Source organism: Sutcliffiella rhizosphaerae, assembly GCF_917563925.1.
GTDB classification, from domain to species: domain Bacteria; phylum Bacillota; class Bacilli; order Bacillales; family Bacillaceae_I; genus Sutcliffiella_A; species Sutcliffiella_A rhizosphaerae.
On record NZ_CAKJTJ010000023.1, the window covers coordinates 15,442 to 28,993 of the forward strand.

The following is a 13,552-nucleotide window of genomic DNA, read 5'->3' on the forward strand; positions in this document are numbered from 1 at the left end:
TATTTATACATATGATAGATTAGGGGGAGCTAGTACTAATTATGAAAAGTGGGCTTGTAGAAGTTTCGGTTATCCATTGCAAATATTCGCTCTGTATACTCACCAGGTTTCACACGTTCAAGTGCTCGGTCAAGCATATTCATCTTTGCATCTATATTATCAATATAGTGTAAAATCTCTGCTTCCTTTATTAAGGGCATTTTCGGACTTCCCCATTCCAATTTTCCATGATGGCTTAGTACGAGATGTTGAAGAATCATTACTTCTTCTCCATTAATTCCAAGCTCTTCTGCTGCTTTTCCTATTTCATTAACCATGATGGAGATATGACCAATTAAGTTCCCTTCAATTGTATAGCTTGTCGAAAGTGGACCAGACAATTCTGTTACCTTCCCTAAATCATGTAGAATCACTCCTGCATATAATAAATCCCTGTCTAAAGAAGGATACAATGCAGATATCCCCTTTGCCAGATCAAGCATGGAAACTACGTGATAAGCAAGCCCTGAAACAAATTCATGATGGTTTTTGGTCGCAGCAGGATATTGAAGAAACTCCTTTTGGTGCTTTTTCATAAGATGTCGAGTTATTCTTTGGATATTAGAATTCTTCATCTCAAAAATAGCCTGAGTTATTTTATCCATCATTTCTTCTTGATCCATCGGTGCTGTTTCAATAAGATCTGAAATCGTCACTTGTTCATGATCTTCTTTCGGTTTTATTTTCCTTATTTTTAACTGATTTCTGCCCCGATAGTGATGGATATCACCATGTACTTTTACAATGCTTTGTGGAGTATATAAACTTTCATCATCTATAGATGCATCCCATAATTTTGCTTCTATTTCTCCACTTTTATCTTGGAAAATTAATGTTAAAAAAGGTTTACCATTACTGGCAATTCCCTTTGTTGCTGTTTTTATTAGTAAATGAACATCAACTTGCTCTCCCACTTCAAAGTGGAGAATTCCCTTTTTCATCTACTCGTTCCCCCTGTTCAATAGATATTTATTAGTATAACATATGGAACTAATGGCACTCATTTACACCTATCATATTGCGGAGTTTATGAACTCAGCCCGGCTACTACATTTGATTTAAACTCAAATACTTTAGCATTTCTCGCATCCATTAGTTCCTCTTTAATATGATGATGACATGTGAAAAAGATAATTTGATACCCATTATCTACTAAGCTTTTTAGTAGAGAGATGGCAAGGGCAGATCTTTGACGATCAAAATTCACAAAACTATCATCCATGATAAATGGAAACTTCTGTTGCTCGCTCCAAACAGTTGCCACTGCGATACGGATTGAAATGTACAATTGTTCAATCGTTGCTTGACTTAATTCCTTTGGCTCAAATATGGTTCCGTCTTTTTGCTGAACAACCAATTTTCGTTCCAATTCATTATCTTGAATACAGACATACTTGCCTGCGGTAAGAAATTGAAAATGGGAAGAGGCATGTTCCAACACTTTCGGAAGTTTTACATTCCGATAAAATTCCATCGTATTGTTTAATAGCTGTTGTGCTGTCATATATACTGCCCATTTACGAGCATACTGTTGCAGCTTTCCTTTTGACAATTCAAACTGTTGAATGCTATCTGAATAGCTCCCCTCTTCTTCAAGATGACGAATGGTTTCCTGGACTGCTGATCGTTCTTCTATTAATTTTTGCTCTTCATTTTTCAGCTCCAGTAATTGTTGCTGACTGCTATCTTTTTCTGAACGCCAAACTTCAACTGGTTTATTCTCCTCATGTTTAACTTGATAAGCATTCTGTAAATGCACTAATTGACCGTTAATGATGGATAACTCCTGCTCAAGTTCTAATCGGTTTGTATTTTTCTGATTGTTTATTCGGAAATACTCTTCATCCTCCGCTCCAGCTTGCTCATACAACATTTCTATTTGTTTGTTTGCGGCTTCATAGTGTGTGAAAAGTATAGCTACTTCCTCTTTCTTTTCTTCGATTTCTTCCCGCAACTGCTCAGCCTTCAATTTTCTTACCGATATCTCATTTTTTAAGGTACTAAAATGAATAATAGTATCCTCCACAGATAATGTACCATCTACTTCAAGTACTTCTTTCGATAGATATGATACTTTAAATTGAAATTCTTCCAGCTTTTGTTGGAGATGGTTATTATTTTTCTCTATCGAGACCAAAGCAGAAATCGAATTTTTGAGCAAAAGTACTTTTTCATATGCCTCTTCCATGGAGGTATCTGGTATGTGATCCAGCATTCTCAACTTTGCCCATGATGTCCATTTTTGTTTAAAGGCATAGTTTTCTTTTCCCCAGTCTTCAAACTGTTCAACGATTCTATTATATGCTCTATCACATTGTGAAAGTAGCAACTTCTCCTTTTGCAAAAGTTGCTTTACTTGCTCTTGTTTAGAAAGTGTCACCTTATAGTCATCCGTTAATAAAGTTGATTCCGAAGCGTTTATCCTGTTCCTTAAATCTTGGAGTTTACTTTCCTGCTCACGATACTCCTTCTGTAGATCTCGAATACCAATTCCTTTTTGCGATTGTTTAAAAATGATACCTGTAAATAAAAGAAAAGTAAAAAGTATGAGGAGAGACATAAAAGTATTATTTTGTGTAAATAAATAGATGGCACTTATTATTCCAACACCTAAAGTGATTAACGAAAAGACTATTGAATTTCTTTTATTACTGTTTTGTTCTTTCTCTTGAATCTCTATCTGCTTCTTGAGCTGTGACATAAGCATCTCAGTTATGTTATATTCCTGAATCAATTTTTCATTGTTCTGTTCGGCAAGTGCCTGTTTCATTCGTAATTCTTCTTCTTCCGGTAGCAGTTCCTTTTCCAATTCCACTACACGTTCTTCCTGCATTTCTAATTCGTCTTTTACTACCTTAAATTGATCATCCAGCCGTTTTTTTTGAATGGACAGTTCCTGATATAATTGGATAAGTGCTTTTAATTCTGCCTTTGTTGCTAAACTAGTATCCAATTGAACAATCTCTTCATCACATAGCTCCGACCAGCTTAATTCTTGCTTTAAACTTTCTATTTCCTTTTTTCTGTCTTCCAACTCTGGCTTTAGCAACATCCATTTTTCTTTTAAATGAATATAGTTTGCACGTTCTGCTACTATCTTTTTTATTTCTTCTTCTTTTTTGAACAGGTGATCATCTAAAGTCAATTCTAATAAACTCTGTTCATAGGATTCTACATCTTGTAACATTTTTTTATACTTTGATTGATAAAAATTTTTTTCTGTTTGCCACTTTTCCAATCTTGTAATTCCATCTAATGGGAAGGAACGAACATTTTTCAATTCCCTTAATTGCGCCTTCAATTGTTCTGCTTTATCTTTGACAGGCTGAATGGATAACATGATTTCCAAGTATTTAATGTTTTCTTCCAATTCCTTTTTTTTGTTTTTAACAATTAGAAGCTGCTCATCACCAGTATGGAGTCTTGCTTGCAAATCTTCATATTGATTTAACTTCTGTTGCCATTGCTGTACTGCTTTTTGCTCATCCTTCATTGATGTCAAAAGCTTATTAATTGCTGGCTTTCTGCCGTTTGGTTTAAAAATTTCGTCCTGTTCTTTTACTAATTGCTGAGAAATCTTATAAAGTTGATCACTTCCGATTAATCCTGATGAGAACAGGTAACTTCCTAATTGTTCGGAATCAATTAGTTTCAAGTTTTGAACATCCATAATATTAAAGGAGTAAATTCCTTTAAACATAGTCTTGTCCATTCCTTCTAGTACCTCATCTAAACTGCTGGAGTTACCCTGTTCATCCATTACCACTACATCTCCAGCTGCTTTACCTGCAATTCTCTCAATCGTTAAGATACGGCCAGCTGTTGTTTCAACTACTAACTTGCCCCCATATTTAGATCCATTTTTGGGGAGATATCGCAACTCCTGTTGGTTTTTGGCAGGAAAACCAAATAAAACCGCATGGATAAACGCCATAAGGGTGGACTTACCTGCTTCATTTTCCCCGTAACATATTTGAATGCCTTCAGAGAAATCATTTATATGGATATCTTCCAATTTACCAAATCCGTAAATATGTAATCCTTTTATTTTCATCCTTTCACCCCTTTTCTATCGTAAGGAATTTAGTGATAAGCCATTTTTCAGCTTCCTCAAGAATTTCTCCCTTTTCAGTTTCAGAAAAAGGTTCTAAGAAGCTACGTGCATCAGAATGTCTGAAAAGCGAAGCAAATTTCTCATCTTTTAAGTCTGTATTTTCCACTATGGAAAAAAAATCTCGATAGAAGTTTTTTTCTTTAAGCTTATCTATAGAGTACTGAGCCATTGTCTTTCCTTTTATTGTGTAAACATACAGAAAGTTATCTTTTATTTCTTCTCCTTCATTTAACAGAGTCATTAAATCTTCCAACTGATTTTCATATAGAAGATTATGTAACTCCCCACTCCCTACAATTTGAAAGGAAATTAATTTACTCTTTTCTACTTCTCTCGTTTTTTCCAATATACTTTTCATTTTATCCATAAGTTCATCCAAAGTGTTTAGTCCAGCAATAGAAACCTCATGACTTTCCCATTCAATAACGGATGTTTCAAGAAACTCAAGTTTAGGACTCTCCATTTCTGATAATTCCACTAAAAAACATCCCTTTGGACCAGCTTCCTTTTTATGCCGTCCTTGTAAGTTTCCTGAGTAAACCACAGGTGGATTAGAATGAAGTACCTCCTGCTTATGTATATGGCCAAGTGCCCAATAGTGAAGTTCTTTATCTATAAGCTCTGCAACTGTGAATGGTGCATATGGGTCATGGTCTTCTCTTCCGGATAAGTTTCCATGGAGCATCCCAATATGGAAGGGGACTAACTCATTTTGCTTCTTATATTTCCTGCTCATATTTTTTGTCAAATGGCGTTTATTATAGCTAAAACCATAAATGTTGGCTAAATGCTCCCCTTCCTTGATAAAAGGTTTGCTTTCCACTTCTTCAGCAAATATAGATACATTTTCAGAGTAGGTAAAACTTTTATCATGACCAGTAAGAAAATCATGATTCCCATGGATAATATACACTGAAATATCTGCACTCTGAAGTCTAGACAATTCTTTTCTTAACATCGCCTGGGCATAGAGACTCCGCTGCTCCCGATCAAATAAATCACCTGCTAATAAAATAAAATCCACATTATGTACAATTGCGGCATCAATAAGTTTGGATAATGAACGGAACGTGCTCTTACGTATCTTTTGGAACATTTCACCAGGTAAGTGTTCAAGCCCTTTAAAGGGACTGTCCAAATGTAAATCTGCAGCATGAAGGAAACGGATTTTTTTCATGTCGGACTCTCCTTTTCTAATACCCTATTCAATATAGCTATTTTATCATGCCTTAAACACGAATGCACGTTCGTGTTTAAAGAAAGGGAAGCGCCTTGACCACTGCTTCAAAAATCAAGTTTTTCAAGTAAACAAAAAAGCATGTGGTTATTGAAAAACCACATGCTTTTCTTTCAGTCTTCTATTTTTCCTTCGTTAATTGCAATGCTTTTTTAATATCTTTTAAGGAAGAGGTTTTCCCATACATCAGTACGCCTCCACGGTATACTTTTGCACCAAAGACTGCTAATAATAAGATCGTTGCAACAAGTATTCCAATTGCGAGCCCGATTTCCCAAAAAGGTAGATTCAGCATTCCCACTCGGAGGAACATAATCATCGGAGCGAAAAATGGAATAAACGATGTTATTTGGATAAAGGAGTTATCTGGATTTCCAAGCCCAAACATGGAAATCATAAAACCTGCCACAATAAGCAAGGTCATTGGCATAATCATTTGTTGAATTTCTTCTATTCTACTTACTAGAGAACCAAGAAAAGCTGCAAATGTCGCATATAAGAAATAACCTAACAAGAAGAATATCCCGGCATATACAAACGTTGCAACCGGCAGATCACCTACACCAAAATATTCAAATACTCCACCAGCAGATGAGATTCCTTCCACATTTCTACTTAGTGAAAAGTAACCTATTATTATCCAGAAACCTAATTGCGTTAAGCTTAATAGTGCAATCCCCAATATTTTTCCAAACATATGCATGATTGGGGATGCAGATGAAATAAGAATCTCCATTACCCTTGATGATTTCTCTACTGCCACTTCTGTAGCAATCATGCTTGCATAAAGGATGACAGAGAAATAAATGACAAACAAAAGAACATACACTAATCCTCTTGCTTGATTAAGTTCTTCAGCTGTTTTAGCTGACTCTTCTAAAGCAACAATATCAAAAGAAATCGGCGTGAATAATTGGGAAATCTGTTCTTGTGTCAAACCAAGTTGGCTTGTCGCAAGTTCATTTTTCACTTGTTGTAGCATAACTTCCACTTGCATCATTGTGTCGGAATCAGTGATAGAAGACGCTTTGTACAATCCTGCAGGCAATCCTTCCTGATCCGTTGATATAACAAGAAGTCCGTCATATTCACCTTCTGTCACTTTTTCTTCCGCATCTGATTCATTGTTTACTTCTTCTAATTGGATGTTACTATTAGGTGTCAGTGTAAGCTGCTTTTCCAGCAATGGCAAAACTGAATTATCTTCATCCAACACTGCGATTACTTTTTCTTCTTCTTTTGAAAATATTTCAATTATTGATTGAATGTTTGTAAGTCCTATAATCAGTAAAGTTGTTACTAAGGTGGATATAATAAAGGACTTTGATTTCAGCTTACTTAAATAGGTATGAGATAAAATGACCCAAAACTTATTCATTGTAAGAAGCACCTACCTTTTCAATAAAAATATCATTTAGGGAAGGCTCTTCTAAAATAAATTTTCTAATATATCCTTTTCCTGTAATTTGCTCTAGAATGGTTTGGGATACATCTTCATCATCTACCTGTAGGATCATTCCCTCTGCAGTTTGCTTTGTCTTTACAACTCCAGGAACATGTTCTAGGAAATTCAAGTTAAAGTCTGCATGAATAATGACATTTTTCTTTCCAAACGACCTCTTAATATCTCTTAATGCTCCATGAACTACTGGTTGCCCATGATGCATAATACATAAATGCTCGCATAGCTCTTCCACATGTTCCATTCGATGACTGGAAAATACAATAGAAGTACCTTGTTTTTTCAGCTCCAAAACCGCCTCTTTCAAGAGCTCCACATTTAAAGGATCTAGCCCACTGAATGGTTCATCAAGAATTAATAATTTGGGTTTATGAATGGTAGAGGCAATAAACTGTATTTTTTGCTGATTCCCTTTTGATAGCTCCTCTACTTTTTTATTCAAGTATTCTGGTACTTTAAACCGCTCGAGCCAATAATCCAATTCTTTTAAAATATCCGTTTTATCCATCCCACGCAGTCTGCCAAGATAGATCATTTGGTCTTTAACTGTAAGCTTCGGGTATAATCCTCGCTCTTCAGGTAAATAACCTACTAGATGACTTTCATTATATGTAATTGGTTTTCCTGCCCAGGCAATTTTTCCATCTGAAGGCTCCAACAAACCTAAAACCATCCTGAAAGTCGTAGTTTTCCCAGCTCCGTTTGCACCTAAAAAACCAAACATTTCACTTTCTGGTATTTCTAAATTTAAATTATTTACCGCCACATGATTACCAAATCGTTTGGTAACCCCATCTAGTTTTAGCGCCATGTAGTAATCCCTCCTATGCTCATCTATTCATATACGGATTTAAAGGATAATAGTTTCATATTACTTTAATAAATCGGTAATCTTTAGTAATATTGTTATAATGAATATTCATTCATTACGTATAGACGGAGGGAAACCAATGGGAAAATACACATTAACAGTTTTTAGCAAAAACGGGGAAGCATTGTTAGATGAGTCATTTGAAGCGGAAAATGAAAAAGTAGCAAAAGAATATGGTGAAAAAAGATTGCAAGAATTAAACTACACGGAAAGTACTCACCGTTGTACAAATTCTAGTGGAAAACTTGTATTATTTCATAGATGAAAAGAAAGGCGCTTAGTTAGCGCCTTAAAGTTTTTTTGTTCCATTGCTTGTTTTAGTGGAAAAAATCGGTTTTCTTTTCTCAATAAATGCTTGAATACCTTCTTTATGATCAGGTGTTTGCCGCATCCTTCTTTGCGCATTTTTTTCAAGTTCGAGGAACTGTTCTAGTCTGGATAAGGATGTTTTCGTAAATATTGATTTTGTTTCCATCATTGCCTCAAATGGTGCTTGAAGTATGGATGCTATTTGATTTGAAACTACCTCTTCTAATTCATCTCCAGTTACACCGTCTATAAGTCCAAGTCGGCAAGCTTCTTCAGCAGATATATTTTCCCCTTTCCATATTAATTGCTTTGCTTTCGATTCCCCGAGTCTTTTTTCTAAAAAAAAGTGACCGCCGCCATCTGGAACTAAGCCAATTTTTATAAAATTCATCGCCAGTTTTGTAAATTTATGAGCAACCACTATATCACTTGCAAGTGCTAAACTCAATCCAAGTCCAGCTGCCGCTCCATGAATAGCACTTATCGTAACTTTTTGCATCGAATATAACCTAGTAACTATGGAACCAATCGTGTCCATCACTTCATCAAATTCGGCTCCAACATTATTCTGCACCATCATTTTAATATCTCCACCAGCACTAAATACATTGCCATTTCCTTTTACAACAAGAACCTTACTATCTTCTTTTGATAATTCGTCCAACACCTTATCTAATTCAAAAAGCATCTCTACATTCATTGCATTTAATGATGACGGTCTGTTTAACTCCACGATGGCAATTTGTTCCTTCCTCATGACATTTACCATACCCATTTCTCTCATCCCCTTCACATTTACTTTCTAATAATCCCGGAACTTGTGCCTAACAATACTTCCTTCCCAAGTTGGTTCGTATAGACAAAGGTTACTGAAACTTCCTTGTAATCTTCTTTTTGTTTGACATCGCTGAGCGTTGCTTCACATGAAACAGTATCCCCTGTAAAAACTGGTCTTTTGAATAGTAAATCCAAATTCCTTGCGATGTAATTCAGGTCTCCTCCGATTTTGGTACCAATGCTCGCTGTTAATAATCCATGTACCATCAAACGTCCACTCTCATCTTTTTCAACATGATGTATGCCTTTGTCTCCGGATATTTCGCCGAATTGCAGCGTTTCCTCCACAGAAAATGTTCGGGAGTATGTAAGAACATCACCCGTTTGGATAGCCATGCATGTTCCACCCCTTAATTTAGAATTACTTATAGTATAATACATATTAGATTGAAATGAATGATTATTCACTCATCTTTATTCGTAAGTTTTATTAATCCCATTAAAAGCAGGATAAACGGAAAAGGGGAAAAATAGAAACCTCTTTAATGGTTTGTGGATGGTTGTTGCAAGTGCAACGGTTGAATACAATGTCGGCTATTATCCTTTTGTGTATCCGGTTTTTCATTTTGTTGTTTTAGGCGCACTTAATTCCCTTTTGTGTGACCGTTTTTTTCATTTTGTGATTAAGTCCATATATTGTGTAAAAAGAAAGGCCATTATCATTGTCCGTGTTACAATGTGTTCGACTAAAAACCATTCACACACGGAGGAAATGATAATGACCACTATTAATATTACAATAAATTTGGAACAACTGAAAGCCGAAGTAGAAAAAAGCTCCTTAGGCTCACCGGTTAAAGCGTCCCTAGCCCTTGTGTTGAACTCTCTGATGGAGAAAGAAAGAGATGAGTATATTAATGCTCTTCCGCATGAAAGATCTGATAACCGGAATGGTTATTGTAACGGCTATTACGATAGAGAACTCATTACGGGTGCGGGTTCTTTGACCCTAAGGGTCCCGAGAACGCGTGATGGGGAGTTTTCTACCACTGTTTTTGAGAAATATGATCGGTGTGAACAGGCCTTAATCTTATCCATGATTGAAATGGTGGTAAATGGCGTTTCTACGCGTAAAGTGACTAAAATTGTAGAGGCGCTATGTGGGAAAAGCGTGTCTAAATCCCTCGTTTCCAACCTTACAAAATCTTTGGACCCTATTGTGAATGAGTGGAGAAATCGTCCGTTAAATACGATCTATTACCCTTACCTGTATGTCGATGCGATGTATATTAAAGTTCGTGAGAATGATAAGGTGGTTTCTTAAGGGGTGCATATCGCTTGCGGTGTAAACGAAAAAGGACACAGAGAGATTATTGGGTTACGGATTACACATGGAGAGTCCTCTGAAAGCTGGTCTGCATTCTTTGACTATTTAAAATCACGTGGATTACAGTCCCCTAAGCTAGTAACTTCTGATGCCCATGCAGGGTTAGTGGCATCTATTAAGGAATCATTTTTAGGAACATCTTGGCAACGATGCTGTGTCCACTTTCTTCGGAATATAATGGACACCCTACCTAAAAAGAGCACGTCAGAAGCTCGATCCGAACTAAAGGAACTATTTAAGACTCCTAACTTAACATTCACGAGAGAACTTAAGGATCGATTTATGGACAAGTATCAAGACGTTAAAGGGTTTGCCAAGACCATAGAAAAGTTAGATGCTGGATTTGAAGATGCCATGCAGTTTCACTCTCAAAAGATAGAGCTTCATAAGCATCTCCGTACGACAAATATGTTAGAACGAGTAAATAGGGAGATTCGTAGAAGAGAAAAAGTAATTCAAATCTTTCCAAACGACCAATCGGCCATTCGAATTATTGGTGCTATTCTGATGAATATAGAGGAAGACTGGAGTAAAACAAAGTATTTGAAAAGCCTCTAACTATTTGGAAGAGCTGCGGAATTTCACTTTCTCACACACCTTTGAAACGAAGAAAACATTAGGGATATAGGTCAAACCTAAAAACCTACACCCCAAAACCTTTAACAAGCAATATATCCATTGTAACTCTTTTTACACATAAATATGGACTTGACTCATTTTGTTGTTTTTCGGGCACTTAATCCCCTTTTGTGTGACCGATTTCTTTATTTTGCTATTTTTCGGGCACTGCTTTTCCTTTTAAGTGCCCGTTTTTTTCATTTTGTTTTTTTCCGGGCACTTAATTCCCTTTTGTGTGACCGTTTTTTTCATTTTGTTGTTTTTCGGGCACTTAATTCCCTTTTGTGTGACCGGTTTTTTCATTTTGTTGTTTTCCAGGCACTTAATTACCTTCTATGTGACCGTTTTTTTCATTTTGTTGTTTTTCGGGCACTTAATTCCCTTTTGTGTGACCGATTTTCTGATTTTGCAAATTTCCGGGCATTTACTTTCCTTTTGATTTCTCCTCTGTTTGTGTTGCAAAACCATTTTAGATGAATAAGGAACAATCGTCAGAAAGAAGATTCAACAAGTAACCGCAAGACGCACTGCCCTAGTTTCTTTCACGCAACATTTCAAATAGCCTAAAAAATATCAAAACTATCTTTCAAAAACACAAAAAGCCGCAGAGCTTCTCCATTTTCACAGAGACGTTCTACAGCCTAAAAGCATTAATCTATTATTATTTTTTGTTAACAATCTGATAACCAGCTCCAAAAAACAATTCTTCAAGGATTCGGATCTTTTCTCTTGTGTAATGCTCAAAACCTTCATTATAAGATTTTGGATCCTTTGGGTTAGCAAAATGTGTTATTTTCCCTGTAACTGGGTGAATAAATTTGCTAGCTGCTCCACATCCAAGCCCAATTATTGTTTGCTTTTCTTCCATTATCATAATGTTGTAGATACTGTCTTGGTCAGGCAGAGCATAACCGACATTTTCAAGATTACCAAGTATGTTTTTTTGGCGATATAAGTAGTATGGTACATAGTTATGTGACGATGTCCACTCTGTTGCCATACTCATCATCTGTCCGATTTCTTGACGATCCGCCACTTTGTATCGCTGTTTATTTTGCGTCATTTCGGATGCTCGTTTAAATGATAATGTGTGAACGGTTAATGATTCTGGCATTAATTTTTCTGTTTCCTCCAGTGTATTTGTAAACTCAGGTACACCTTCATTTGGAAGTCCGATAATTAAATCCATATTTATATTATTCATTCCCATCTCACGTGCCAAGTGGAATTTCTCAATGGTTTCTTCCACTGTATGATGGCGGCCGATGGCTTTTAAAGTTTCTTGTGTGTAAGATTGAGGATTAATACTGATTCGATCTATATTCCATTTCTTTAGTACTTCCAGCTTTTTAGGTGTAATAGTGTCTGGTCTTCCAGCCTCGACTGTGACCTCACGAACCTGTTTCATGTCAGGAAAAGAGTTATACATACGCTCATAGAGCATATCCATTTCTTCTGCAGTGATACTTGTCGGAGTACCACCACCGTAGTATACAGTAGTAATTTTTATACCCTTTTCTTTTAGCCAAGCACCGATTGATTCTATTTCATAATGTAAGCCGCCGAGAAAGGAATCCACCTTACCTTGTTTTCCATTGATAGCATAAGCCGGGAACGTACAATATGCACATTTTGTTGGACAAAACGGGATGCCGATATAGATACTGACCTCTTCTTGAAGATTATATAAATCTGGGACAACCTGAAGTTGTCTGTCTACTATTTGCTGCATGAGTGATATCTTTTCATCCGTAATTAAATAATCTTCCCGCAATTGTTGATGTGCCTTTTCACGAGAAATTCCTTGTTGTAATTTGGAATGAAGTAATTTTGTAGGTCTAATCCCTGTTAAAATACCCCATTTCTGAATCATACCTGTATACTCTTGAAGCAAGGTTAAATAAACATTGGATATTGCTTGCTTCTTTCTACGAAAATTATCTTTTTCAGATTCACTTGGAACCAGTTCCATTTCTAAGCTACTGCTCTGTTCAAAAAGTTTTCCATTAACAAAAAACAGGGAATCTGTCTCTTGTATTGCAAAGTTTATCTCCAAATCTGAAGATGCATCTTCACCTAAAACTAGTTCTGTTTCTTCAAAAAACAGATCCGCAATTAGAGTTAACGGACGTTTATATCTATCATCATTTATACCTAAAATTGATATTTTCAACTAAATCACCTTTCCATTCTTTCACTTCCATTAGTGTAACGGATGTATCGGATGTTTATCAAGATTGATCTTTTATGAAATTTTTTTAAAAATTTTTAAAAATATTGTAAGTTTATTTAAGTTTGTTGCATCAGAATAAACGAGAAAACAAATAAGTGAGAAAGGTGTGAGTTAAATGAAGCAAGTAAACCGCGTAAGTCCTATTCAAAATAAAGTCAGCGGTATTTTTATCCCAGTCCAAAATGTTAAAGAGGCTAAAGATTGGTATTGTAGGATTCTTGGTATACAAGAACAGGGAAATATTGAAAATGGACACCTATATGTCCTTCCGATGGATGGGGTTGATGTCATTTTAGATGAGATGCCATCATGGAAAAAACAAGATAGCGATAGGCTCCCTCAATACCAAACTCCAGCTTTTATGTTTAAAACAGGGGATATATATGATGCATTTGAGTTTATGAAAGAATTAGGTGTAGAACTAGTAACAGATATTGAAAATTATCTTTGGTTTGCTTTTAAAGATCCTGATGGTAATTTACTCATGGTATGTCAATAAAAAAGA

Annotated in this window: 10 protein-coding genes and 1 pseudogene; 3 read left to right on the plus strand and 8 right to left on the minus strand. The window is 36.0% G+C overall.

What is annotated here, in order from left to right:
* Positions 1 to 35: 35 nt before the first annotated feature.
* From yhaM to LRP81_RS16655, 5 genes are all read right to left on the minus strand, one after another.
* Positions 36 to 980 carry a 3'-5' exoribonuclease YhaM gene (yhaM, locus tag LRP81_RS16635; protein ID WP_230503232.1) on the minus strand — a complete coding sequence of 315 codons (945 nt, stop codon included), beginning with the start codon at positions 978 to 980 and terminating at the stop codon, positions 36 to 38.
* An 86-nt stretch (positions 981 to 1,066) separates the two neighbouring features.
* Positions 1,067 to 4,093, minus strand: a complete 3,027-nt coding sequence (locus LRP81_RS16640; protein WP_230503233.1) for an ATP-binding protein — start codon at positions 4,091 to 4,093, stop codon at positions 1,067 to 1,069.
* 4 nt (positions 4,094 to 4,097) lie between these two features.
* Positions 4,098 to 5,330 (minus strand): metallophosphoesterase family protein, encoded by a 1,233-nt coding sequence (locus LRP81_RS16645; protein WP_230503234.1) that lies wholly within the window; start codon positions 5,328 to 5,330, stop codon positions 4,098 to 4,100.
* A 181-nt stretch (positions 5,331 to 5,511) separates the two neighbouring features.
* Complete coding sequence (locus tag LRP81_RS16650) at positions 5,512 to 6,768, minus strand: ABC transporter permease (protein ID WP_230503235.1); 1,257 nt, start codon at positions 6,766 to 6,768, stop codon at positions 5,512 to 5,514.
* The gene (locus tag LRP81_RS16655) at positions 6,761 to 7,663 is read right to left on the minus strand and encodes an ABC transporter ATP-binding protein (RefSeq protein ID WP_230503236.1); all 903 of its coding nucleotides are present in this window, start codon (positions 7,661 to 7,663) and stop codon (positions 6,761 to 6,763) included. The genes LRP81_RS16650 and LRP81_RS16655 overlap by 8 nt, the downstream gene beginning before the upstream one ends.
* Positions 7,664 to 7,802: 139 nt before the next feature.
* Here LRP81_RS16655 and LRP81_RS16660 point away from each other — a divergent pair, with 139 nt between their 5' ends.
* A complete protein-coding gene (locus tag LRP81_RS16660; RefSeq protein ID WP_230503237.1) occupies positions 7,803 to 7,988 on the plus strand; it encodes a YhzD family protein in 186 nt (61 codons plus the stop codon).
* A gap of 24 nt (positions 7,989 to 8,012) precedes the next feature.
* On the opposite strand, the gene LRP81_RS16665 is transcribed toward LRP81_RS16660, so the two are convergent.
* Both LRP81_RS16665 and LRP81_RS16670 read right to left on the minus strand, forming a co-directional pair.
* Positions 8,013 to 8,807 carry an enoyl-CoA hydratase gene (locus LRP81_RS16665; RefSeq protein WP_230503238.1) on the minus strand — a complete coding sequence of 265 codons (795 nt, stop codon included), beginning with the start codon at positions 8,805 to 8,807 and terminating at the stop codon, positions 8,013 to 8,015.
* Between the two features lie 20 nt (positions 8,808 to 8,827).
* Complete coding sequence (locus LRP81_RS16670; RefSeq protein ID WP_230503239.1) at positions 8,828 to 9,205, minus strand: FAS1-like dehydratase domain-containing protein; 378 nt, start codon at positions 9,203 to 9,205, stop codon at positions 8,828 to 8,830.
* A 382-nt stretch (positions 9,206 to 9,587) separates the two neighbouring features.
* Here LRP81_RS16670 and LRP81_RS16675 point away from each other — a divergent pair.
* Positions 9,588 to 10,754 (plus strand): annotated as a pseudogene (locus tag LRP81_RS16675) (IS256 family transposase).
* A gap of 721 nt (positions 10,755 to 11,475) precedes the next feature.
* On the opposite strand, the gene LRP81_RS16680 reads toward LRP81_RS16675, so the two are convergent.
* Positions 11,476 to 12,987: a coproporphyrinogen III oxidase gene (locus LRP81_RS16680; protein ID WP_230503240.1), complete on the minus strand. Its 1,512-nt coding sequence runs from the start codon at positions 12,985 to 12,987 to the stop codon at positions 11,476 to 11,478.
* 175 nt (positions 12,988 to 13,162) lie between these two features.
* On the opposite strand from LRP81_RS16680, the gene LRP81_RS16685 reads away from it, so the two are divergent.
* Positions 13,163 to 13,546 (plus strand): VOC family protein, encoded by a 384-nt coding sequence (locus tag LRP81_RS16685; protein ID WP_230503241.1) that lies wholly within the window; start codon positions 13,163 to 13,165, stop codon positions 13,544 to 13,546.
* Positions 13,547 to 13,552: the final 6 nt, after the last annotated feature.

What these genes read in the sequence shown, in the direction of transcription:
- yhaM (WP_230503232.1), bottom strand. Translation starts at nt 980, where the DNA reads ATGAAAAAGGGAATTCTCCACTTTGAAGTGGGAGAGCAAGTTGATGTT.
- LRP81_RS16640 (WP_230503233.1), bottom strand. Translation starts at nt 4,093, where the DNA reads ATGAAAATAAAAGGATTACATATTTACGGATTTGGTAAATTGGAAGAT.
- LRP81_RS16645 (WP_230503234.1), bottom strand. Translation starts at nt 5,330, where the DNA reads ATGAAAAAAATCCGTTTCCTTCATGCTGCAGATTTACATTTGGACAGT.
- LRP81_RS16650 (WP_230503235.1), bottom strand. Translation starts at nt 6,768, where the DNA reads ATGAATAAGTTTTGGGTCATTTTATCTCATACCTATTTAAGTAAGCTG.
- LRP81_RS16655 (WP_230503236.1), bottom strand. Translation starts at nt 7,663, where the DNA reads ATGGCGCTAAAACTAGATGGGGTTACCAAACGATTTGGTAATCATGTG.
- LRP81_RS16660 (WP_230503237.1), top strand. Translation starts at nt 7,803, where the DNA reads ATGGGAAAATACACATTAACAGTTTTTAGCAAAAACGGGGAAGCATTG.
- LRP81_RS16665 (WP_230503238.1), bottom strand. Translation starts at nt 8,807, where the DNA reads ATGGGTATGGTAAATGTCATGAGGAAGGAACAAATTGCCATCGTGGAG.
- LRP81_RS16670 (WP_230503239.1), bottom strand. Translation starts at nt 9,205, where the DNA reads ATGGCTATCCAAACGGGTGATGTTCTTACATACTCCCGAACATTTTCT.
- LRP81_RS16685 (WP_230503241.1), top strand. Translation starts at nt 13,163, where the DNA reads ATGAAGCAAGTAAACCGCGTAAGTCCTATTCAAAATAAAGTCAGCGGT.